Origin of the sequence: Phenylobacterium sp. J426, from assembly GCF_024699945.1 — a bacterium.
GTDB lineage: Bacteria > Pseudomonadota > Alphaproteobacteria > Caulobacterales > Caulobacteraceae > Phenylobacterium.
In genome coordinates, this window is the sequence record NZ_JAJOMY010000001.1 from 2,895,824 (window position 1) to 2,917,297 (window position 21,474).

19 protein-coding genes, 1 tRNA gene and 5 pseudogenes are annotated in these 21,474 nt (G+C 68.3%); 14 read left to right on the forward strand and 11 right to left on the reverse strand.

All coding sequences use genetic code 11. The features are described 5' to 3' along the window. Nucleotides 1–3: 3 nt before the first annotated feature. From LRS10_RS15275 to msrB, 3 genes and pseudogenes are all read right to left on the reverse strand, one after another. Nucleotides 4–801: a phytanoyl-CoA dioxygenase family protein gene (locus LRS10_RS15275; protein ID WP_257838024.1), complete on the reverse strand. Its 798-nt coding sequence runs from the start codon at nt 799–801 to the stop codon at nt 4–6. A gap of 91 nt (nt 802–892) precedes the next feature. Continuing rightward, nucleotides 893–1,765: an aminoglycoside phosphotransferase family protein gene (locus LRS10_RS15280; RefSeq protein WP_257838025.1), complete on the reverse strand. Its 873-nt coding sequence runs from the start codon at nt 1,763–1,765 to the stop codon at nt 893–895. 24 nt (nt 1,766–1,789) lie between these two features. Continuing rightward, nucleotides 1,790–2,288, reverse strand: a pseudogene (msrB, locus tag LRS10_RS15285) (peptide-methionine (R)-S-oxide reductase MsrB). Nucleotides 2,289–2,386: 98 nt separating this feature from the next. Between msrB and LRS10_RS15290 the strand changes: the two are divergent. Both LRS10_RS15290 and LRS10_RS15295 read left to right on the forward strand, forming a co-directional pair. Then, nucleotides 2,387–4,361, forward strand: a pseudogene (locus tag LRS10_RS15290) (acetyl-CoA carboxylase biotin carboxylase subunit). 23 nt (nt 4,362–4,384) lie between these two features. Beyond that, entirely contained in the window at nt 4,385–4,795 is a 411-nt protein-coding gene (locus tag LRS10_RS15295) for a DUF805 domain-containing protein (RefSeq protein WP_257838026.1), read from the forward strand. Here LRS10_RS15295 and lipB read toward each other — a convergent pair. Continuing rightward, nucleotides 4,792–5,509: pseudogene (gene lipB / locus LRS10_RS15300) on the reverse strand (lipoyl(octanoyl) transferase LipB). The gene LRS10_RS15295 and the pseudogene lipB sit on opposite strands and share 4 nt — an antisense overlap. 11 nt (nt 5,510–5,520) lie before the next feature. Here lipB and LRS10_RS15305 point away from each other — a divergent pair. The 6 genes and pseudogenes from LRS10_RS15305 to LRS10_RS15330 all read left to right on the forward strand — a co-directional run bounded on the left by LRS10_RS15305 (nt 5,521) and on the right by LRS10_RS15330 (nt 10,510). Further along, nucleotides 5,521–5,829, forward strand: a complete 309-nt coding sequence (locus tag LRS10_RS15305) for a FliM/FliN family flagellar motor switch protein (RefSeq protein ID WP_257838027.1) — start codon at nt 5,521–5,523, stop codon at nt 5,827–5,829. Nucleotides 5,830–5,893: 64 nt separating this feature from the next. Beyond that, a tRNA-Leu gene (locus LRS10_RS15310) sits at nt 5,894–5,978 on the forward strand. 166 nt (nt 5,979–6,144) lie between these two features. Then, nucleotides 6,145–7,575, forward strand: a complete 1,431-nt coding sequence (gene mgtE / locus LRS10_RS15315) for a magnesium transporter (protein ID WP_257838028.1) — start codon at nt 6,145–6,147, stop codon at nt 7,573–7,575. A 73-nt stretch (nt 7,576–7,648) separates the two neighbouring features. Beyond that, nucleotides 7,649–8,908, forward strand: a complete 1,260-nt coding sequence (locus tag LRS10_RS15320) for a lysozyme (RefSeq protein WP_257838029.1) — start codon at nt 7,649–7,651, stop codon at nt 8,906–8,908. Between the two features lie 39 nt (nt 8,909–8,947). Further along, nucleotides 8,948–10,115 (forward strand): annotated as a pseudogene (locus LRS10_RS15325) (isovaleryl-CoA dehydrogenase). Further along, nucleotides 10,112–10,510: a DUF3574 domain-containing protein gene (locus LRS10_RS15330; RefSeq protein ID WP_257838030.1), complete on the forward strand. Its 399-nt coding sequence runs from the start codon at nt 10,112–10,114 to the stop codon at nt 10,508–10,510. Before LRS10_RS15325 ends, LRS10_RS15330 begins: the two are co-directional and overlap by 4 nt. On the opposite strand, the gene LRS10_RS15335 is transcribed toward LRS10_RS15330, so the two are convergent. The 4 genes and pseudogenes from LRS10_RS15335 to LRS10_RS15350 form a co-directional block, all read right to left on the reverse strand. Then, on the reverse strand, nt 10,511–11,302 hold the full coding sequence (locus tag LRS10_RS15335; protein ID WP_257838031.1) for a thioesterase family protein: 792 nt from the start codon (nt 11,300–11,302) through the stop codon (nt 10,511–10,513). It abuts the gene before it with no gap. Next, nucleotides 11,299–12,110 (reverse strand): annotated as a pseudogene (locus LRS10_RS15340) (helix-turn-helix domain-containing protein). Before LRS10_RS15340 ends, LRS10_RS15335 begins: the two are co-directional and overlap by 4 nt. Further along, on the reverse strand, nt 12,107–12,373 hold the full coding sequence (locus LRS10_RS15345) for a hypothetical protein (RefSeq protein ID WP_257838032.1): 267 nt from the start codon (nt 12,371–12,373) through the stop codon (nt 12,107–12,109). Before LRS10_RS15345 ends, LRS10_RS15340 begins: the two are co-directional and overlap by 4 nt. Continuing rightward, nucleotides 12,366–12,659 carry a hypothetical protein gene (locus LRS10_RS15350; protein WP_257838033.1) on the reverse strand — a complete coding sequence of 98 codons (294 nt, stop codon included), beginning with the start codon at nt 12,657–12,659 and terminating at the stop codon, nt 12,366–12,368. The genes LRS10_RS15345 and LRS10_RS15350 overlap by 8 nt, the downstream gene beginning before the upstream one ends. A gap of 327 nt (nt 12,660–12,986) precedes the next feature. On the opposite strand from LRS10_RS15350, the gene LRS10_RS15355 reads away from it, so the two are divergent. Next, nucleotides 12,987–13,436 carry a glutathione S-transferase N-terminal domain-containing protein gene (locus LRS10_RS15355; protein WP_257838034.1) on the forward strand — a complete coding sequence of 150 codons (450 nt, stop codon included), beginning with the start codon at nt 12,987–12,989 and terminating at the stop codon, nt 13,434–13,436. Further along, nucleotides 13,408–13,710 (forward strand): glutathione binding-like protein, encoded by a 303-nt coding sequence (locus LRS10_RS15360; protein WP_257838035.1) that lies wholly within the window; start codon nt 13,408–13,410, stop codon nt 13,708–13,710. The genes LRS10_RS15355 and LRS10_RS15360 overlap by 29 nt, the downstream gene beginning before the upstream one ends. Here the strand turns inward: LRS10_RS15360 and LRS10_RS15365 are convergent. The 3 genes from LRS10_RS15365 to LRS10_RS15375 form a co-directional block, all read right to left on the reverse strand. Next, the gene (locus LRS10_RS15365; RefSeq protein ID WP_257838036.1) at nt 13,707–14,249 is read right to left on the reverse strand and encodes a helix-turn-helix domain-containing protein; all 543 of its coding nucleotides are present in this window, start codon (nt 14,247–14,249) and stop codon (nt 13,707–13,709) included. The genes LRS10_RS15360 and LRS10_RS15365 overlap by 4 nt on opposite strands. 510 nt (nt 14,250–14,759) lie before the next feature. After that, nucleotides 14,760–15,668, reverse strand: coding sequence for an SDR family NAD(P)-dependent oxidoreductase (locus LRS10_RS15370; RefSeq protein ID WP_257838037.1), 909 nt, complete (start codon nt 15,666–15,668; stop codon nt 14,760–14,762). A 38-nt stretch (nt 15,669–15,706) separates the two neighbouring features. Next, the gene (locus LRS10_RS15375; protein WP_257838038.1) at nt 15,707–16,882 is read right to left on the reverse strand and encodes a CaiB/BaiF CoA-transferase family protein; all 1,176 of its coding nucleotides are present in this window, start codon (nt 16,880–16,882) and stop codon (nt 15,707–15,709) included. A 53-nt stretch (nt 16,883–16,935) separates the two neighbouring features. On the opposite strand from LRS10_RS15375, the gene LRS10_RS15380 reads away from it, so the two are divergent. Genes LRS10_RS15380 through LRS10_RS15395 form a run of 4 tightly spaced genes read left to right on the forward strand, consistent with a single transcriptional unit; the run spans nt 16,936 to nt 21,471 of the window. Then, nucleotides 16,936–18,087, forward strand: a complete 1,152-nt coding sequence (locus LRS10_RS15380) for an acyl-CoA dehydrogenase family protein (protein ID WP_257838039.1) — start codon at nt 16,936–16,938, stop codon at nt 18,085–18,087. 4 nt (nt 18,088–18,091) lie between these two features. Continuing rightward, the gene (locus LRS10_RS15385) at nt 18,092–18,766 is read left to right on the forward strand and encodes an acyl-CoA dehydrogenase family protein (protein ID WP_257838040.1); all 675 of its coding nucleotides are present in this window, start codon (nt 18,092–18,094) and stop codon (nt 18,764–18,766) included. Nucleotides 18,767–18,781: 15 nt separating this feature from the next. After that, nucleotides 18,782–20,254 carry a hydroxymethylglutaryl-CoA synthase family protein gene (locus tag LRS10_RS15390; protein WP_257838041.1) on the forward strand — a complete coding sequence of 491 codons (1,473 nt, stop codon included), beginning with the start codon at nt 18,782–18,784 and terminating at the stop codon, nt 20,252–20,254. Between the two features lie 11 nt (nt 20,255–20,265). After that, nucleotides 20,266–21,471, forward strand: a complete 1,206-nt coding sequence (locus LRS10_RS15395; protein ID WP_257838042.1) for an acetyl-CoA acetyltransferase — start codon at nt 20,266–20,268, stop codon at nt 21,469–21,471. The last annotated feature ends 3 nt before the right edge of the window (nt 21,472–21,474 follow it).

Here is a 21,474-nt window from a genome sequence, read left to right on the forward strand (position 1 = left end):
CGCCTAGTAGGCGAAGGCCCGATAGGTCTCTTCCGGCTGCGCCGCCTCGGCCTTCGTCTCGAAGACCGGGTTGTGGCGCAGCCACCGCCGGGCGCGCTCCGGCAGCGCCACCAACACCTCGGCCGGGACGCGGATGCTGACCTCCGGCCGGTGGAGCCAACGGCGGGAATAGCCGATCACCACCATCGGCCGCGGCGCGCCCGTGCGGTTGGGCGTGCCGCGGTGGATGTGGCGCACGTCGCGGATCATGACATCGCCCCGGTCCATGTAGGCCTTTACCAACGGGGTTTCGCCGCTGGCGACCTTGGCCATGCCCTCCTCCTTCGAGAGCATGTGGGTGCCCGGTGCGTATTCCATCGGCCCGTTGGCGTCGGTGACGTCCACCAGCGGGAAGTTCACCGCCAGCTGGTAAGGCGGGGTCTCGGCGCCGCTCTCCGGGAACAGCAGCTGGGTGTCGCGGTGCAGGTCCTGGTGCTCGGAGCCAAGCAGCGGCGTGTCGCTGGCCAGCTGGCACATGACGCCGTCGGCGCCGACCAGCGCCTCGACCACGGCCATGATCGCGTCGTTGTCGACGATGGCTGGATCAGCCCACAGATCCTGGAACGGCAGGGTGACGTAGTAGCGGTGCGCGCCGCGGTTGGGATTGTCGCCCTCACGGCGCACAGCAGCTGCCAGCAACGGCCCGAAGGCGGCGTTCCAGGCGTCGATGGTCTCAACGGGGATCAGCCCTTTGAGGATGGTGGCGCTCGTCTCGCGCACCTCGTCGGCATGGGCGCGGGCTTGGTCGACGGTGAGCTTCATGGCGGTGTCCGGCTGCAGTTCCGGAACGATAACGCCACGCGAACTGCCAAGCTTGCAGCGCGGATCGTCGCAGGCGCAGCACCATCCACAGCTACCGATCGGCCAGAGCCTCTCTCAGCGTTCGCCGCGACAGCTGGGCGATTTCGGGATGACTGGCGCGATAGAACGGGATCTGCACCAGACTGATCGAGAGCGCCCAGGCGCGTGCGCGGGTCCAGACGGCGTCGTCCGCGCACGCTGCGCGCCGGAAGCGCTCGCGCGTGCGCGCGTCGAAGATCATCCAGGCGACAGCTAGGTCGCAGGCGGGATCCCCGAGGCCAAGCCCGCCGAAGTCGATGACGGCGGAGAGCCGCCCGTCGAGAGCCAGGATGTTGCCTTCGTGCAGATCGCCGTGCAGCCACACCGGCGGCCCTTCATGCTCCGGCGCGCTCGCCAGTTCGGCCCAAGCCGCCGTGACGATCTCGACGTCGAGTTCATCCGCCGCCTCGGCGATGGATTCGCGCGTGACCCTGTCCCGCTGCCGAAGCGGGACACCGCGATAGAAGTTGTGCGGACCGGGCTCCGGGCCACCGGCCGTATCGATCCCCTGCAGGGCAGCGATGAACGCCGCCAAGTCGTTGGCGACGACCGCGTCGTCCAGCAGCACGGGCGGCAAGGGCTCGCCGTCGATCCAGCGAGAGACCGTCCACCGCCACGGATAGCCCTCGGCCGGCTGACCGAGCCCCAGCGGTGTGGGGACCGGGAGGGGCAGGTGGGGCGCGAGCCGCGGCAGCCAGGCGTGCTCCTTCTCGGCCTGCCCGGCCGCCCACCCGACGCGCGGGAGGCGCGCGGCCAAGTGATCCCCAAGCCGGAAGATCGCGTTGTCCGTTCCGCCGTGGCGGATCGGCGTCAACGGCAGGTCGGCCCAGGCGGGGAACTGCGCTTGCAGCAGTTGGCGGACCAGGCCGACGTCGACCCTGCGCACTTGGCGGTCCAGCCTCCGCTCCGGCTAGTCGCCGAGCGTGGCCAGCAGGGCGGCATTGTCGCCGCGATGCATCGGGTCGCGCAGCGGCTGACCGGTGGCCACGAACTCGAGCGAGACGGAGTTGATGCAGTAGCGCAGGCTGGTCGGGGGGCGGGCCGTCGGGGAAGACGTGGCCCTGGTGGCTGCCGCAGCGGGCGCACAGGGTCTCGATGCGGACCATGCCGTAGGAGGTGTCGCGGACGCCCCGCACGTGGGTCTCGTCGAACGGCGCCCAGAACGAGGGCCAACCGGTGCCGCTCTCGAACTTGGTCTGGTGCCGGAACAGCGGCAGGGCGCACAGGCGGCAGCAATAGACGCCGTCGTCCTTCTGATCGAGCAGGCCGCCGCAGAATGGGGCCTCCGTGCCGTGGTGCAGGAGGACCTCAGCCTCTTCCCGGGTGAGCCCGGCTTCGAGTCGCTTGCGTTCCTCTGCGTCAGGCGGCGAGAGGTCGAAACCGGAAGGGGAGACCGCTGGCGTGCTCATGGACGCCAATCTAAGGTCGCCGCTTCGCAAGTGAAAGACGCGAAGGCGGGAATGCGCCGCGCGGGTCGCCTTTAAGGACTGTGGGCGTAAGGGACGGAATGTTTTCGAAGATCCTGATCGCGAACCGGGGCGAGATCGCCGTCCGGATCATCAAGACCTGCCGCCGACTCGGCATCAAGACGGTGGTCGTCTACTCCGAGGCCGACGCCGACTCGATGGCCGTGGAAATGGCGGACGAGGCGGTCTTCATCGGTCCCCCGCCGGCAGCCCAGAGCTATCTCCTGCAGGACAAGATCGTCGAGGCCGTGCGCCGGACCGGCGCCGAGGCGGTGCACCCCGGCTTTGGCTTCCTGTCCGAGAACGCCAGTTTCGCCCGCCGGCTCGCCTCCGAGAGCATCGTCTTCATCGGCCCGAACCCCAAGGCGATCGAGGCCATGGGCGACAAGATCGAGTCGAAGAAGTTCGCCGCCAAGGCCGGCGTCTCGACCGTCCCTGGTCATGTCGGCGAGATCGACGACACCGCCCATGCCATCAAGATCTCGGAGGAGATCGGCTACCCGGTGATGATCAAGGCCTCCGCCGGCGGCGGGGGCAAGGGCATCCGCGTCGCCTGGAACCGCAAGGACGTCGAGGAGGGCTTCCCGGCTGTCCGTGCAGAGGCCAAGGCCAGCTTCGGCGACGACCGGATCTTCATCGAGAAGTTCATCGAGAGCCCGCGCCACGTTGAGATCCAGGTGCTGGGCGACAAGCATGGCAATGTCGTCCACCTGTTCGAGCGCGAGTGCTCGATCCAGCGCCGCAACCAGAAGGTCATCGAGGAAGCGCCCAGCCCGCTGCTCGACGAAAAAGACCCGCAGGGCCATGGGCGACCAAGCCGTCGCGCTCGCCAGGGCCGTTGATTACGACAGCGCGGGCACGGTCGAGTTCGTCGCCGGCCAGGACCGCAGCTTCTTCTTCCTGGAGATGAACACCCGCCTTCAGGTGGAGCATCCGGTGACGGAGATGATCACCGGGGTCGACCTGGTCGAACAGATGATCCGCTCGGCGGCCGGCGAGAAGCTGGCCTTCGCGCAGAAGGACCTGAAGATCGACGGCTGGGCCATCGAGAGTCGCATCTACGCCGAGGACCCGTACCGCGGCTTCCTGCCGTCCATCGGCCGCCTCGTGCGCTACGAGCCGCCTGTGGAAGGCGACGCTGGCCAAGCCAGGGTCCGCAACGACGCCGGCGTCCGTGAGGGCGACGAGATCTCGATGTTCTACGACCCGATGATCTCCAAGCTGTCGACCTGGGCGAAGACGCGCGAGGCGGCAATCGACGCCATGGGCCGGGCGCTGGAGGACTTCCATATCGAGGGGCTGGGCCAGAACATACCGTTCCTGGCCGCCGTCATGGACCAGCCCCGGTTCCAGTCCGGCAAGCTCAGCACCAACTACATCAAGGACGAGTTCCCCGACGGCTTCCAAGGCCTGCCGCCGACCGACCTGCAGCGAGACATCATGGGCGCCGTGGCGCTCTCCATGCACCGCACCCTGCTGGCGCGCTCAGCGCCCGACCAACTGCGCAACGAGTGGATCGAGGTCATCGGCCACGAGAAGCGCGCGGTTCGCGTGTCCGTCGAGGGTGAGGTTCTGGTGGTCGAAGGCGAGGGACGTTCGCACAAGCTCACCGACGTCCAGTGGCGCCCGGGCCAGGCGCTCTTCCGGGCCAGACTGGACGGCAAGCCTTTCACCGTGACGGTCAGGCCGGCGGCGGAGGGCTTCGTCATCCGACACCGGGCCGCGCAGGCCCACGTTCTGGTGCTGACCCCGCGCTCGGCCGAGCTGCACGAGAAGCTGCCGCCCAAGAAGGCCGCCGATACCTCCAAGATGGTGCTGTCCCCGATGCCGGGCTTGGTCGTCTCGATCGACGTTGCTGCTGGACAGGAGGTCAAGACCGGCGAGGTCGTGGCCGTGCTCGAGGCGATGAAGATGCAGAACATCATCCGCGCCGAGCGCGATGGCACGGTCAAAGCCGTGAACGCCAAATCCGGGGACAGCGTCGCGGCCGACGAGGTTCTGGTAGAGTTCGCCTGATCTCAGAATCGGGCGGGGGCGCCATGGACGGCCAGCTGGGCTTTTCGGAGCTCTTCCTTTCGGCGAACGGCCGGGCCTCGCGGCTGCCTTCGGTGGTCGCGGCCGTGGTCCTCCTCGGTCTCGCCGCGCTCTACGAGGCGCTGGTCGAGGACATGCTGCCCCGGCTGCTGACGGGCTGGCTGATCTATCCGGCGCTGATCTATTGCGGCGCCTGTGTGCTGTCGAAGCGGCTGCATGACCGTGGACGCTCCGGTTGGTGGGCGGCGCTGATCCTGCTGTCCATCGCGGCGTGCTGGCCGCACCCAGCGAACTTCCTCGACTTCGCGTTCTTCCTGGTCCTGCTTTGGGCGGTGGTCGAGCTGGCGGTGATGCCAGGGGAGCCAGGCGCCAACCGGTACGGCGCCAATCCGCTCCGCCCGCTTGCGCCGGTCTAGATCGGAGCCGCCCCGTCGACGACCTCGCCGAAGATGGCGCGGAAGCTCGCCTTCAGCGCCGCATCGGCCTCATCCATCGTGACCGGAAGCCCCAGGTCGACGAGACTGGTCACGCCGTAAGCCGTCTGACCGCATGGGACGATGCCCGAGAAGTGGTCGAGGTCCGGCTCGACGTTCAGCGATACGCCGTGGAAGGACACCCAGCGGCGCAGCTTCACGCCGATCGCTGCGATCTTGTCCTCCCTGGTCGGCCCCTGGCTGCTTGCGCTCCACCCAGACGCCCACGCGCCCCTCGCGCACCGCGCCGGCGACGTTAAAGGCGTCCAGGGCCCCGATTATCCAGCTCTCAAGGGCTGCGACGAAGGCGCGCACGTCACGGCCGCGCTTGGTCAGATCCAGCATCACGTAAGCCACCCGTTGACCGGGGCCATGATAGGTGAACTGGCCTCCACGCCCGCTTTCGAACACGGGGAACCGGTCGGGGTGCAGGAGGTCGGCGGCCCTGGCGGAGACGCCGGCGGTGTAGAGGGGCGGATGCTCGAGGAGCCAGACCAGCTCGGCGGCGGAGCCGTCGGCGATCGCCGCCGCACGTGACTCCATCGCCGCTACGGCCAGCGGATAATCCACGTAGCCCCTGGACACCGCCCAGTCCGCAGGCAAGCCGTCGGTTCGGTCAAAGCGCGGCGCAGTCGTGTTTAACGCGTGGTCAAGCATGTTCCCGCAATGTGGGGGGCCGGCCCGCCTCTCGCAAAGCCTCAGTTCGTTTTCGGAGAGTCCCTCTCGTGTCTCAGGTCAACGCCGTCAACGTCGAGATCCAGGTCGTACTGGGACGGGCCACGCTGCCGATGGCCCAATTGCTGCGCATGGGCCGTGGTGCGGTGATTCCCCTCGACGCGACGGTGAACGAGGAAGTCTGGATCCTCGCCAACAACCATCCGGTCGCGCGCGGCGAGATCCAGATCGCGGAGGACAAGATCGCGATCGCCGTCACGCGCGAGGCCAACGTCTACGACTACATGGCGGGCGGCGTCTAAGCGGCGCACAAGGCAGGCCTTCACAAAGCATCCAGCGTTTGCTACCTGCCGCGCCTCACCACGAGCGGTCGTGGCGGAATTGGTAGACGCGCAGCGTTGAGGTCGCTGTGGGGCAACCCGTGGAAGTTCGAGTCTTCTCGACCGCACCATCCTGCTTCGCCTTTCGGGGCTCCGCAGGACTAGACGTGATGTTTGACTGCTAAGAAGGATGTCCTGCGAAGCCTTGGCCTAGCGGGGCCCTCGACCGCACCCCCTGAATCAGGGTTTTCAACGAGGCACGAGCCAGTCCGTCCGCATCACAGCCAGGAGGTCCGCATGAGCCGTGAAACGGACGACCTCACCGAGCTGGACCGGAAGCTGCCGATCGAGGCTGAGGAAGATCTCGAAGACCTGGCCCTAGGCGAGGACTACGCCCTCAATCCCGAGTTCGTCTCAGACGTGGTGGACGCACTGGACCGCGGCGACGCGGAGCGCCTGCGCGAGTTGCTGGGCGCGCTGCATCCGGCGGACGTCGCCGATCTGATGGGGTTCCTGTCCGCGGACGCCCGGGAGGAACTGGTCCCGCACCTCGATCCCGAAACGCTGGCCGAGATCCTCTCCGAGCTGGACACGGAGATCCGGGAGGAGGTGCTGGAGCACGTTCCTTCGGCGACCCTCGCCAAGGCGATCGGCGAGATGGAGTCGGACGATGCCGCCGACGTCGTCGACGACCTGGAGGCGGATAAGCGCGCCCAGGTGCTGGCCGCGATGCCGGAGATCGAGCGGGCGACCATCGAGGCGACGCTCGCGTACGAGGATGAGACGGCCGGCCGCCTGATGCAGCGGGAGGTGGTGGCGGCGCCGCAGTTCTGGACCGTCGGCCAGGCGATCGACCATTTCCGCAAAGAGGTCGACGATCTGCCCGAGCTGTTCTTCGACGTTTATGTGGTCGACCCGAGCTACAAGCCCGTAGGCGCCGTCCCCGTGAGCCAGCTTCTGCGCTCGGCGCGCGGCGTCCCTCTGGCGCAGATCATGGAGCCCGTGACGGAAATCCCGGTCGACATGGACCAGGAGGAGGTCGCCTACATCTTCGACAAGTACCACCTCATCTCTGCGCCGGTGGTCGAGCCAGGCGGGCGTCTGGTGGGCCAGATCACCGTCGACGACATCGTAGGGGTCATCCAGGAGGAGGGCGAAGAGGATATCCTGGCCCTCGCGGGCGTGTCCGACGCCGGCCGGGACGCCGGCGTCTGGGGCATCGTCCGCTCACGCTTGCCGTGGCTGCTGGTGAACACCGTGACCGCCGCTCTGGCGGCCAGTGTGATCGGGGCCTTCGAAGCACAGATCCAGAAGCTGGCGATATTGGCTGCCCTGACGCCCATCGTATCAGCCCTGGGCGGGAACGCCGGCACCCAGACCCTTGCCGTCGCCGTCCGGGCGCTCGCCAGCCGCGAGCTGTCGGCATTCAACGCGATCCGGACCGTCGGGCGGGAAATGGCCGTCGGACTTGCGAACGGGACGGTTCTCGCCGTGCTCACGGGCGCGGCCACCTACCTGATGTTCCACGACCTGCGGCTCAGCGTAGCGTTCGGGCTTTCGATGATCATCACGCTCTTCGTCGCCGGATTGGCCGGGGCCGTCGTGCCTCTCGCCCTGGAGCGCATGGGCCGGGACCCGGCCGTTTCTTCTTCGGTCTTCGTCACCTTCGTAACGGATTTCACAGGCTTCTTCGCCTTCCTGGGACTCGCCGCCCTCATTTTGCTGTAACTGGCGTGACAGTTGCGGCGGGTGGCCACGGGCTCCCTCTGTCCGTGCTATTTTGGGTCAATTTCGCCAGGTCATGCGCCCGCGCTACCGCGTTTCCCGGAACGCCATCGAACTGATCAAGCGGTTCGAAGGCTGTCGCCGCAAGGCCGCCCGGCTGCCCGACGGGCGCTGGACGATCGGCTATGGCCACACCCTGACGGCCCGTGAGGGCGCCGAGGTGTCGGTGGACGACGCTGAGGCCCTGCTGATCTACGACCTGATCGCGGTCGCCCACCTGGTGAACGAGAACGTCTTCGCGCCGCTCACCCAGAACCAGTTCGATGCCCTGGTCAGCTTCGCCTTCAATCTGGGGACGGATGCCTTCCGTACCTCGCAGGTCCTGGCGCGCCTCAACGCCGGCGAAACCCTGCAGGCGGCTTGCGCCATGGAACTATGGCGCAAGGTGGAGTTCGAGGGCCGCCGCATCGTGCTGGATGCGCTCGTTCGCCGGCGCGCGGCCGAGAAGGCTCTCTTTCTGACGCCGGAAGGCGATCTTTGGGTTCCCGCGCCGTCGCCACTGCTCCACCCGCTCGTAGACCTCGACGTTCGCGAGATCGTCCCGGCCGAACGTCCGACCGAGCTCGTCACCTCGCTGAAGGGCGACACGATTGAGGTCAGCCGCGACGGTGACCCTCAACCCGTGCCCCCGCCGGTCGAAGACGAGGCGCCGGGCGAAACGCTGCGCGCGGCGGCCGAAGCGGTCGCCAACCGTCTGCAGGCCATCTTCCCGGAAGGCGATCCCGAGCCCGCGACGCCTCGCGAGCCGACGTCGCAACAGCAGGTCCAACCTGAGCCCTCGGCCGAGGTCCCGCTCTCGCCGGAAGCTGAGCCCGAAACGGAGCCGGCGGCTGAACTTCGCCCCCAGGCCGACTTTGCGCCACCGATCACCCCGGAAAGCGCGCTGGAGCCGCCGGAAGAGCCGTCCGAGGCGTTCGAGGCCCCGGAACCCGCCAATGACGCCCAGCTCGTCGTCGAGCCGGTCGAAGCGGCGCAGCCGCGCATCCTCATCGACGACACCGCGGTTCATGAGTTCATCCCGGCCCGGGTGACGCCCCTGCCGCGCCGCAAAGCCGATGGCGGTCTTACCACCGACCTGGTGCTGGCGTTGCTGGGCTTGGCATTCTTTGGCTTCGGCCTGTTCTGGGGGCTGAACGCTCGCGCCGGCGCGGCTGTGGGCGGCGTGGCGGCCCCGTTGCTGGTCGCCTGGGCCGCAGGCGTGGCCGGCGTCGGCTTCTTCGTGGTCGCAGTCTTCCGACTCCTCGAGCGGCTCGGCCGCATGTCCGAGCGCGACTAGACGCTGACGCGCCTCGGCGACGCGTGCTAACGCATCGCCATGATCCCGAACCACGGACCCAACCTCGAATTCGGCCTCGGCGAGTCCGCGGACATGATCCGCGAGACTACGGCCCGGTTCTCCGCCGATAAGATCGCGCCGCTCGCCGCCGAGATCGACCAGACCAATGAATTCCCCCGCCAGCTGTGGCCCCAGATGGGCGAGCTCGGCCTGCATGGCATCACCGTCGAGGAGGAGTTCGGCGGCCTCGGCCTCGGCTACCTCGAGCACGTGGTGGCTATGGAGGAAGTCTCCCGCGCCTCAGCCTCGGTCGGTCTGAGCTACGGCGCCCACTCCAACCTCTGCGTGAACCAGCTCCGCCGCTGGGGCTCGGACGAGCAGAAGCGCCGGTACCTGCCAAGGCTGATCTCAGGCGAACATGTGGGCTCACTGGCCATGAGCGAGGCGGGCTCGGGGTCGGATGTGGTCTCCATGAAGCTGAAGGCCGAGAAGAAGGGCGACCGATACGTCCTGAACGGCACGAAATTCTGGATTACCAATGCGCCGCACGCCGACACACTGATCGTCTACGCCAAGACCGATCCGGGCGCCGACAGCCGCGGCATCACCGCCTTCATCATCGAGAAGGGCTTCAAGGGATTCCGCGTCTCCCAGAAGCTCGACAAGATGGGCATGCGTGGCTCCGACACCGGCGAACTGGTGTTCGAGGACTGCGAGGTGCCGGAAGAGAACGTCATGGGACCGCTGAACGGCGGCGTCGGCGTACTGATGAGCGGCCTCGACTACGAACGCGCGGTGCTCTCGGCCGGTCCGCTGGGCATCATGCAAGCGTGCATGGACGTCGTCCTGCCCTACGTCCGGGAGCGCAAGCAGTTCGGCAAGCCGATCGGTTCGTTCCAGCTGATGCAGGGGGAAAATCGCCGACATGTATGTCGCTCTGAACTCGGCGCGGGCTTACGTCTATGCGGTGGCGAGGGCCTGCGACGCGGGGATGACGACACGCTTCGACGCCGCCGGCGCCATCCTGATGGCCAGCGAGAACGCCGTTAAGGTCTCGCTGGAGGCGATCCAGGCCCTGGGCGGCGCAGGCTATACGAAGGAGTATCCGGTCGAGCGATTCCTTCGGGACGCGAAGCTGTACGACATTGGCGCCGGCACGAACGAGATCCGGCGCTTCCTGATCGGACGGGAGCTGCTGGGCGGATGAGGGGCCTCGGGGGCATGATCGCGGTGCTGGCGGTGGCGGGTTGCGCCACGGTCGAGGCCCCGTCGTGCCCCGCCGGTCAGGAGCACATGCGAACGGCGCAGCTGTTCCTGGGCGGACCGTTTGGCGCGGCGGCGGTGGGCGAGGCCGACATCCGCAGGTTCGTGGACCAGGAGGTGACCCCGCGCTTCCCGGACGGCGTCACCATCCTTGAGGGCGGGGGACAGTGGCGCGGCGCGGAGAACCGGCTGATCCGAGAAGCGCGAAAGGTGGTGCTGATTGTGCTCCCGGCGAAACGCGACGGACAGGAACGGCTCGCAGCTGTTCGCGCGGCCCACAGGGCCCGGTTCCACCAGGAGGCCGTCGTGGTCACGCAAGAAGCCTGCGTCGCACTCTAGCTACCGCCGCTCCACCACCAGGCTCTGCTGGGCGATGCCGAAATAGCCGTGAACGTCGGCCAGCCTAGTCATCGCCAGACCCGCGCCATCCGGCGACAACCAACTCTCAGCCTTCGACAGGATCCACTCGCCGCGCGGCAGGCGGGCGAAGCTGACGGTCAGGTCGCCGTTGATAAAGGTCCAGTCATCGAAGGGCACGACCGACGAGATGCCGTTCGAGAAGTCGGCCACCGAGGCCGCCCGCATGGCCGGCGAGATGGTCTGGCCCAGGATGGTCGGCCGGTGCTGACGGAACCAGCAGGCGGCGGGGCCGTGCCGGCCGAAGCCGCCGTGGACGGTGGCGATGTGGAAGTTGCCGCCGAAGTTGTTCTCACGGTCGGTGAGCCGACCCTCCGCCAGCGGCGCGGCCTCGGGCAGCGGCTCGTCCAACGGGGGAAGGTGGACGCCGCCAAGGCCCAGGGGCTGCGTGCGGATCTTCAAGACCGTGCCGCGCGTGACCTCAACGCCGCCGGCGCTCAGCCGGACCTCCACCAACTGGATCTTGCGACCCTGACGCAGCACCTGGGTCTCCACCGCAAGCTCCGCCACCGGAACCGGCCGCAGCAGGTCGATGGTAAGGCGCGAGACCTGCATCGGGACCGGCGTCTCCACCTGTTCCGCGGCCCAGGCGATCAGCGCCGACGGCGCCCCACCATGCTGCAGCTGCGGATGCCAGGGCCCGGCGGACCATTTGGTGGCGCGCGCGATCGCCTTCGGCGGCGCGCCGGTGACTTCGAAGACGGCGTCGGTCATGCGGCGGCTGCGCGCGACCGGGCGGCATGCGCCTGGGCCAGGATCTCGGCGGTCGCCGAATCGGCTGGGAAGAAGGTCTCGAGGGTCAACTCGGAAAGGGTGATGTCCACGGCCGTGCCGAATACCGTGGTGGTGGCGTAGAAGGAAAGCCAGCTTTCGCCCTGCAGCAACTGGTAGGGGACTGCGACCTGGCCGTAGTCCTCCGGACGGCGGTCGGCGGCGGGCGGGACCGGATAGCCCTTAACCTCCTCTATGAGAGCAATGAGGCCGGGATCGGCCGTGAGGTCGGCCTGTCGCCGCAAGCGCTCCAGCATGTGGTCGCGCCACTCGGCCAAGTTCGCGGTGCGAGCGGCCAAACCTCTCGGGTGCAGCGCCAGCCGCACGACGTTCACCGGTCCGGACAGCAACTCGGGATCCACGCCCTCCAATAGGGCGCCACCGCGGCATTCGCCGCCACCAGGTTCCAGCGCAGATCCACCACCAGGGCCGGATATGGCTCGTGACCCTTCAGGATCAGGTCCACCGCCTTTCTGGCGGCGGCGAATTCGGGATCATCCAGGCCGCGCTCTGCGAACACCGGGGCAAAGCCCGCCGCCACCAGAATGACGTTGCGCTCGCGCAGTGGGATCTCCAAGTGGTCGGCGAGGTGCAACACCATCTCCCGGCTTGGCATCGCGCGGCCAGTCTCCATGAAGCTGAGGTGTCGGGTCGAGATGTCGGCTTCGAGCGCCAGGTCGAGCTGGCTCATACGCCGGCGCTGCCGCCAGTCGCGGATGTGCTCGCCCACCGGCTTTGTCGCCCTCGTCATGATGCAACCTTATCCAGCGCTTCGGCGGCCGGTCCATGACCCGGGAGGTAATGGAGCCCGTTCACACAGGGCAGGGCGCGCAGCCGCTCGGCCAGGAGGTCGGCGAACTCGGGCGTGAGCCCGCACATTTCTAGCCGGGTGGAGGCCGCTACATGCGCGAGACTGAGCACCCCGCCGGGCAGCCGCGCCACCACTGTCAGGGCCCGCACAAGGGCGTCGGGCTCAGGCGCGAGCTGCAGGACGTAGATGTCGACCCTACGCATCGCCGGCCGCCATCTCGAAGACCTCCTCGGCAAGGAGAGCGTTGTCATCGCCATAGGCGCGAAGCTGGAGGCGGTCGCCGCGGGCCTCCGGCGTGCGGGTCAGCCAGACCAACTCCTTGGCGGTGCCGGCCGGCAGCAGGCGGGCGAAGACGCCTTCGACGGCGCAGAGGGCAGGCATGCCGTGGCGGCTGTCCAGGCGCGCCTCGATGCGGTTGGCTGCGGCGCCGGGCAGGCGAGCGGCGAAGCGTTCGGCGGCTTCGGCGAGGCGCTGGAGCGGTTCGGTCACGGGTCGGGTCCTTCTTACTGGAAGACCCCGGCCGGGCGCGAAAGCCATTGAAAAACCCCGCGTCCTGGCCGGAGCGGGGTTGCTGAAACTGCGATCTTGGGCGGTTCGTCAGGCCGCGCGGGATCGCCCCCGTCCGTTATGGGCGGTGGTAATCATCATCGTCGCGGTCAGGCGCAGGCTGCGCATGGCGTGGGTGAGTCCTACGAACAGGGCGGCGTCAGCCATAGCGCATCGAAGCGCGGCTGGAAACCGGCGCCATTCGAAGCTCCGTTCCTGACGCTGGGGAAGCGCAACTAAGTTGACGGTTCGAGAGATCGAGGAGCCTCCATGATCGACCTCCACTTCGTGGCGACCCCCAACGGCCAGAAGATCAGCATCGCGCTGGAAGAGGTCGGACTCCCGTACCGGATCATCAGCTACGACATCTTCGAGGGCGACCAGCACACGCCCGAGTTCGGACGGATCAACCCCAACCATAAGCTGCCGGCGATCGTGGACCACGATCCGCCCTTTGGCGGCGGGCCGCACGCGGTCTTCGAGTCCGGCGCCATCCTCCAGTACCTCGCCGAGAAGACCGGCCAACTGCTGCCGAAGGATCCGCGCCAGCGCAGCGTCGCCATCCAGTGGCTGACCTGGCAGGTGGCGGGTCTGGGTCCAATGGGGGGGACAGGCGGCGCACTTCGTCCGCTACGCGCCCGAGAAGATCCCCTACGCCATCGAGCGCTACACAAAGGAGCTCGACCGGCTGATGCAGGTGCTGGAGCGCCGGCTCGGTGAGGTGGAGTACCTGGCGGGTGACGAATACTCGATCGCCGACATCGCTGTGTGGCCGGGCCGTTCGGCCGCCGGCACGCTCAGCATCGACATCCAGCAGCAGTATCCGAACGTCCATCGTTGGTTCGCCAAGATCGCCGAACGGCCGGCGGTGATCCGCGGCCGCGACGCGGAGAAAGCTGTCCCTGAAAAGTACCTGCAGAAGTCCGCAAAGCTGACGCCCGAACAATGGTCCAACATGTTCGGCGAACGGATGCATCAGGCCGTACGTCTCTAGCTTCGCAGGCCGTTCCAGATCGCGAGAACGCCCAATTGGGAGAGGGCGGCGAACATGCGGCGGAGGTGCATTCCGTTCCCATGGGTGAACCGGATCACGCGCGGCGCGCGAAGCTGCTCGGCCTTCGCCACGACGCCCCAGCCAACGCGCTCGACCCAGCCGTGGTCCCGCAGCGCCTGAAGGTGTCGGCGGACGGTCTCGCGCGGCAGGCCCACACGGTCAGCTAGGTGGCTGACCCGGACGGGCTGGCGGTGCGCGTCGAGGACGAAGCCGTGCTCATCCTGCATCTCGGGTGGCTCAACGCCGTCGCCGAGATGCTCGGTGTTGCTGCGGACGACCTCCAGGAGCAGCAGGGCCGAGATCAGGTCGCCGAACTCGGCCTCGGCCACGTCCATGGCGCGCAGCACGTAGTCCGTTGCAAGCCGCGCCACGGCGCGCAGCGGCACGAAGTCGACGCGGTGCTCCGCAGTAGGCGCTGGCAGGTCGTTCAGGGGCGCCGAGGGCGTCGAGCGTGGCGTGGAAGGCGCGGAGTCGCTCATAGGCAAGGAAGGCCTGCCGCAGGTAGCGTTCGGAGACAAAGATCTCAGTGGGCACGGTCACGCCCGCCGCCACGATGCGGCACAGTCCCTCGCGTTTCAGACCGTGGATGCGCCGGCGAAGAGTCTCGAAGGGTAGGCGCAGTGAGGTCGCCAGCGCATTGATGCTCACGGGCCGGCGCATCTCGTCCGTCGGAGCGGCGTCCGCGGTCGCGAGTTCGACCTGCAGGTCGGCGCGCGCACTGATCTGGGCGACATTGGCCTGAGTGATCGTGCTGACCAGCAGGGCGTCCAGAGGGTGGCGCCCATCGCGGGCGATTATCACGACGTCGAGCAGGTAGGCGACGCTGGCCCGGTTGATCAGCCGACGCCGCGTCGCCTCGTCCACCGCCGGCGGTGGGCTGGCGAGCGGACGTGGGTCGCGCGCAATCATGGCTTGGCCGTAACAGGAGTCGACCCGCCATGCGCCGCGGCGAACTACCCGCTCTGGGGTCGCCGCCGCAGGCGGAGGCCTCAGACAGGGTCGTAGGGAAAGACCGATGCGGTGGCGCCAAGGTCGGTGAAGCTCGCCTGCATCGCCGGGAAGCCCTGGGCGATCAGGTCGGCCGGCGACCAGCCCTCGACCTTGGTGACCGATTTCACCGGACGCGGCTGGTTGAACAGCACCACCTCGTTGCCGCGGGCGGCGAAGATCTGGCCGTTCACGTTCGAAGCCGCCAGGGCGACCGCCAGCTGGGCGACCTGGTCCGCGCGCATGAAGTTCTTCATCCGCTCGACCCGTTGGGCCGAGGCCTCGTCCTTCACCGGAATGGTGGCGATCATCCGCGTCCAAGCGAACGGCGCGATGATGTTGGACCGCACGTTCTTGGCCGCCCCTTCCATGGCGACGATGCGCGAGAGGCCCATCACGCCCAGCTTGGCGGCGGCGTAGTTGGCCTGGCCGATGTTGCCGATCAGGCCCGAAGTCGAGGTGAAGTGGACGTACGAGCCGTCCTCCTGGTTGCGGAAGTGCTCCACGGTTGCCCGGGTGACGTTGAACGCGCCGCGCAGGTGGACCTGGATCACCGCGTCCCAGTCGGCCTCGTCCATCTTGTGGAACATCTTGTCCCGCAGGATGCCGGCCGGGTTCACCACGGCATGCAGGCCGCCGAAGCTGTCCATCGCCTGTTCGAACATGCGCCGCGCGCCGGCCATGTCCGCCACGCTGTCCGAGTTGGAGACGGCCTCGCCGCCCGCGGCGCGGATCTCCTGGGCCGTCTGCTCGGCCGGGCCCGCGTCGCCCAGGTCGCCACCCGAGACGCCGCCGCCGAGGTCGTTGACCACGACCTTCGCGCCCTCCTTGGCGGCGAGCAGGGCGCACTCCTTGCCGATGCCGCCCGCGCCGCCGGTGACCAGCACCACCTTTCCGCTCAGAACGCCCACGTCTCGTCTCCCGATCTCTGTCTGCGACCGCCCGGCGGTCAGGTTAGGGCTTCGACCTGCTGCGGGGAGAGCCCCGCGGCAAGCAGGATTTCTCGCGTGTGCTCGCCCAGCCGGGGCGGCATCCGCACAGGCGGTCGCTCGCCGTCGATCAGCACGGGCACCCCAGTCATCCTCAGCGTCGTGCCGTCCGGCTGCTCGCGCGTGTCGAACAACCCCACGGCCTGCAGGTGCGGGTCTACGATGAGGTCGTCGAGGCTCTTCACCGGCGCGTTCGGCACCTCCAGCCGCTCCAGGATGTCGGTCCATTCGGCGGTGGTCCTGGTGACGAGGATCTCGCCGACGATGGCGTACAGCGCGCCGATGTTGTCGGTGCGCGCCGCGATGCCGTCGAACCGCGGATCGGCCGCCAGTTCGGGCCGGCCGCCCGCCTCGAAGAAGCTCTTCCAGTGCTGGTCGGTGTAGGGCAGGGCGCAGATGTAGCCATCCGCCGTGGCGAACGGACGCCGCTCGGGCGTCATCACGCGCGGATAGCTGGCCGGGCCCTTCGGCGGATCGAAGTGGCGCCCGTAGAGGTGCTCGACGGCGGTGTAGGCCACCAGGCTCTCGAACATCGGCACTTCGAGGTAGCAGCCTTCGCCGGTCCGCTGCTGCTTCACCACGGCCGAGAGGATGGCGATCGCGCCGACCATGCCCGCCGTCTTGTCGGCCGCGGCGGTGGGCAGGTAGGCCGGCGCGCCCGTCCGCTGGCCCTGCAGGTCGGCCAGGCCCGACATGCCCTGGATGATGTCGTCATAGGCGGGCCGCCCCCCGTAGGGGCCGCTTTCGCCGAAGCCGTGCAGGGTGGCGTAGATCAGGCGTGGATTGCGCACCCGTAGCGTCTCAGGATCGAGACCCAACGCCCGCATCTTCTGCGGACGGTTGTTGTGCATCAGCACGTCGACGGTGTTGGCCAGGGCCAGCAACGCCTCGCGGCCAGCCTGCGTCTTGAGGTCGAGGACGACGCTCTTCTTGTTGCGGTTGGCGGCGAGGAACACCGAGGCCATGTTGGGCTCGGCGCGCGGGCCTATGCGGCGCGTCGTGTCACCGGCGGGCGGCTCCACCTTGATCACCTCGGCCCCGAAGTCGGCGAGCCACTGGGCGGCGTAGGGCGCCATCAGCACGGCGCCCAGGTCCAGCACTCTCACGCCGTCGAGCGGCAGCGTCGGAAGACTCATGCCCGAGACCTTAGTTGGTTGACGCAGCGGCGGCCCAACTAGGATCGCTCGGCATGCTCGAGACTCTCAACTTGGCCGCCATACCGCCCGAGGACGAGGCCCTGCGGGAGCCCGTGCGCGCATTTCTGGCCGAGCGGCTGGCCGCCGTGTCAGCCGCGAGGCGCGCCCGCACCTGGATGGGCTACGACGCCGACTTCACCAAGGCCTTGGCCGAGAAGGGCTGGGTCGGCCTGACTCTGCCGCAGGACTACGGCGGCCAGGCGCGCAGCCCCTTCGCGCGCTTCGTGCTGATCGAGGAACTGCTGGCGGCCGGAGCTCCGGTGGCCGCGCACTGGATCGCCGAGCGCCAGAGCGCGCCGCTGATCCTGCGCTACGGCACGGAGGAGCAGAAGCGGCGGATCGTTCCCGCGGTTTGCCGGGGCGAGGCGTTCTTCTGCATCGGCATGAGCGAGCCGAATTCAGGCTCGGACCTCGCCAGCGTGCGGAGTCGCGCTGACAGGGTCGATGGCGGCTGGAAGCTGTCGGGCACGAAGATCTGGACGACCTACGGCCACAAGGCCCACTTCATGATCGCCCTGGTGCGCACAAGCGGCGCGCCCGAGGATCGCAACAACGGCCTGTCGCAGTTCCTGATCGACCTGAAGGCGCCGGGCGTCACGGCGCGGCCGATCCGCGACCTCGCCGGCGATGAGCACTTCTCGGAGGTCCACTTCGACGACGCGATCCTGCCGGAGGATGCGCTGCTGGGTCAGGAAGGCGCGGGCTGGGAGCAGGTGAACGCCGAACTGGCCTTCGAGCGCTCGGGGCCGGAGCGGATCTATTCCTCGACCGTGCTGGTCGACGCTTGGCTCGACTATCTCCGCGGCCGCGGGAACCTCACCGACGCGGAGCGCGTGCTGGCCGGCCGGCTGTTGGCAGAGCTCTCGGCGCTCAGGAACATGTCGCTGTCGGTCACCGCCATGCTGGCGGCCGGCAAGAGTCCGGTGGTGGAGGCCTCGGTCGTTAAGGACCTGGGCACCGGCTTCGAACAATCAATCCCGACGCTGATCGCCGATCATCTGGCTGGCGAGGCCGACGGGGTGGTCCCAGCCGAGCTTCTGGCGACCGTCGAGTACCTCGGCGGCATGTGCCCGACCTTCTCCTTGCGCGGCGGCACCCGCGAGATCTTGCGCGGCATCATCGCCCGCGGCTTGGGCCTGAGGTGAGGCGATGAGCGATGACCTGATCTCCGAACAGTTCGCCCGCCTGCTGGACGGTCTGCCGCCCGACGATCCTTGGCCGACGCTCCAGGAATCCGGCTTCCTCGACCTGCTGGCGGAGGCGTCGCTGGAGGAGGTCTTTCCGCTGGCGCTGGTCGTCGGTGCGAGGGCCCGGGCGCCCAACGTGCTGGACGCCATGGCAAAGCGCCTGGCCGATCCCGTCCCGCGCGCGCTGGCCGCGACCCTGGCGGCCGGCGAGATGGCCGGGGCGCTGGAGGCCGTTCAGGCGCTCACCGTAGATTATGCGTTGACCCGAAGGCAGTTCGGCCGCGAGATCGGCAAGTTCCAGGCGATCCAGCACCAGATCGCGGTGCTGGCCCAGGAGGTCATCGCCGCTCGCATCGCCGCCCAGGCCGCCTTCGTCGGTGCGCCCGCCGAGGTGTCCGAACACCGCGCCGCCGCCGCCAAGATCCGCTGTAATCAGGCGGCCGTCAGGGGCTCGGCCATTGCACACGCCGTACACGGCGCGATCGGCGTGTCGGACGAGTTCGTGCTGCACCACTACACGCGACGCCTGCGGGCGCTGTCCCTCAGCCACGGCGGCGAAGCCTGGTGGGCGGCGAAGCTGGGTGACTGGGCGCTGAGCGAAGCGCAGGATTTCACCTCTCTGGCGCGCGCACTTTAAGGAGGAGACGAAAGCATGGTCGGCATCATCGCGGCGGGCGCCTACGTCCCCCGTCTTCGCCTCCAGCGGCAGGCGATCGCCGACGCCCACGCCTGGTTCGCGCCGGGCCTCAAGGGGCTGGCCAAGGGCGAGCGGGCGATCGCCAGCTGGGACGAGGACGCGATCACCATGTCCGTGGAGGCGGCTCGTGACTGTCTGACCGGCGTCGATCGGGCGCGCGTGGCGAGGGTCGTTTTGGCCTCGACCAGCCATCCCAATGCCGACCGCCAGAACGCAGGCATCGCCAAGGAAGCCCTCAACCTCGCCGACGAGGTCGCGGCCATGGACGTTGGCGGCAGCCAGCGCGCTGCGACCTCGGCCCTGCTGGATGCGCTCTACGCCGCGAGGGGCGGGGCGGGCGACGTGCTGTGCCTGGCGGCCGAGAAGCGTCCTGCGCAGCCGGCTTCGGAGCTCGAACTCACTACGGGCGATGCGGCAGCCGCGTTCCTAGTGGGCGAGGGCGCGGTCGCCGCCGAGTTCCTGGGCGGTCACAGCATTTCCATCGACTTCGTGGACCACTTCAGGGCCTCCGACAGCGCGTTCGACTACAACTGGGAAGCCCGCTGGGTCCGCGAGGAGGGCTACGCGAAGATCGCGCCCAAGGCCGTGAACGGCGCGCTCGCGAAGACGGGTCTGAGCGCCGCCGACGTCGACCGGTTCCTGATGGGAGCGCCCATGAAGGGCGTGAACGAGGCGGTGGCGAAGGCCTCTGGGATCGCGCCGGAGAAGGTGGCCGATCCGTTGCAGGCCCAGCTGGGCGACGCCGGCACGGCTGCGCCGCTGGTGCTGCTGGCCCACGCGCTGGAGACGGCCAAGGCGGGGGAAATTCTGGTGGTGGCCGGCTTCGGCCAAGGCTGCGACGTGCTGGTGTTCCGCGCCACAGGTGAGCCGGCCGTCCGCGGCCTCGGCGTCTTGGGGTGGCTGGCCCGCAGGAAGTCGGACGCCAACTATGTGAAGTACCTAACGCTGGCCGGCCACCTGAACGTCGAGCGCGGCATGCGCGCCGAGTTCGACCAGAAGACGGCGCTCACTGCGCTGAACCGCAGCCGCAAGGCGGTGATGGCTTTGGTCGGCGGCCGCTGCACCAGGACCGGGACCATCCAGTTCCCGAGGAGTCCCATCAGCGTGGCCCAGAACGACCGGGCGCAGAACACCCAGGAAGACTATCCCTTGGCCGAGCGGCGGGCGCGGATCGTGACCTACACCGCAGACAGCCTGACCTATTCGCCCGATCCGCCGTGCTGGTACGGCGCCATCGAGTTTGAGGAGGGCGGCCGGATGACGGTCGAGTTCGTGGACGTCGAGGCGGGCTACGTGGAGGTTGGCGCGCCAATGCGGATGATGTTCCGCATCAAGGCGCAGGACGAACGGCGGGGCTTCACCAAGTACTTCTGGAAGGCGGTGCCCGACTATCTGGCGGGCGAGAACGCCAAGCTGGCGGCGGAATAGGAGCGGGGACGATGGCGAGCGGTATCAAGGACCGGGTGGCGATCCTCGGCATGGGCTGCGCCCGCTTCGGCGAGCGCTGGAGTGACGACGCCGAGACGCTGATGGTGGAGGCGTTCGACGAGGCGCTTGCCGACGCCGGCATCGACGTCAGCCAGATCGATGCAGCCTGGCTGTCGGTCGGCTTTGACGCCCAGAACATCGGCCCCAGCGGGATCCCACTGGCCATGGCGCTCAGGCTGCCCAACATCGGCGTGACCAAGGTCGAGAACTACTGCGCTTCCGGCACCGACGGCTTTCGCGGGGCCGTCTACGCTGTGGCCTCCGGCGCCTGCGACATCGCGCTCGCCATGGGCGTCGAGAAGCTGAAGGATACCGGCTACGGCGGGTTGCCGGTGCGCACGCGCGGCACGACCTACGACATGGTCAATGTCACAGGCTCTGCCCCGGGCTTCTTCGCCCAGTTGGCCGGCGCCTACCGCGCCAAGCACGGCGTCGGCTACGACGACCTGAAGCGGGCCATGGCGCACGTCTCCGTCAAGAGCCACCAGAACGGCGCCAAGAACCCCAAGGCGCACCTGCGGAAGCAGATCACCGAGGAGCAGGCGCTGAACGCGCCGATGATCGCGGCGCCGCTGGGGCTATTTGATTGCTGTGGCGTCTCGGACGGCGCGGCGTGCGCAATCGTGACGACGCCCGAGATCGCGAGGGCCTTAGGAAAAACCAACCTTGTGCTGGTCAAGGCGCTGCAAATCTCCACCTCCAACGGGTGGGAGCTGCAGGGCGGCGGCTGGGATGGCAGCTACTTCCACACCACCCGCATCGCGGCCCAGAAGGCGTATGCCGAGGCCGGCATCTCCGACCCGCGGCGACAGCTCAGCCTCACCGAGGTCCACGACTGCTTCTCGGTGACCGAGCTGGTGACGATGGAGGACCTGGGGCTCTCGGCCGAGGGCCAGGCCTGGAAGGACGTACTGGACGGCACGTTCGACGCCGAGGGCGAGATTCCCTGTCAGATCGACGGCGGGCTGAAGTGCTTCGGCCACCCGATCGGCGCTTCCGGGCTGCGGATGATCTACGAGAACTACCTGCAGCTGCTGGGCCGCGCGGGCGAGCGCCAGCGTCAGGATCCGCCGTCGCTGGCGCTGTCGCACAACCTCGGCGGCATGCCGAACCAGAACGTCAGCGCCGTCGCCATCGTAGGCTTGGAGAAGGCCTAAGTC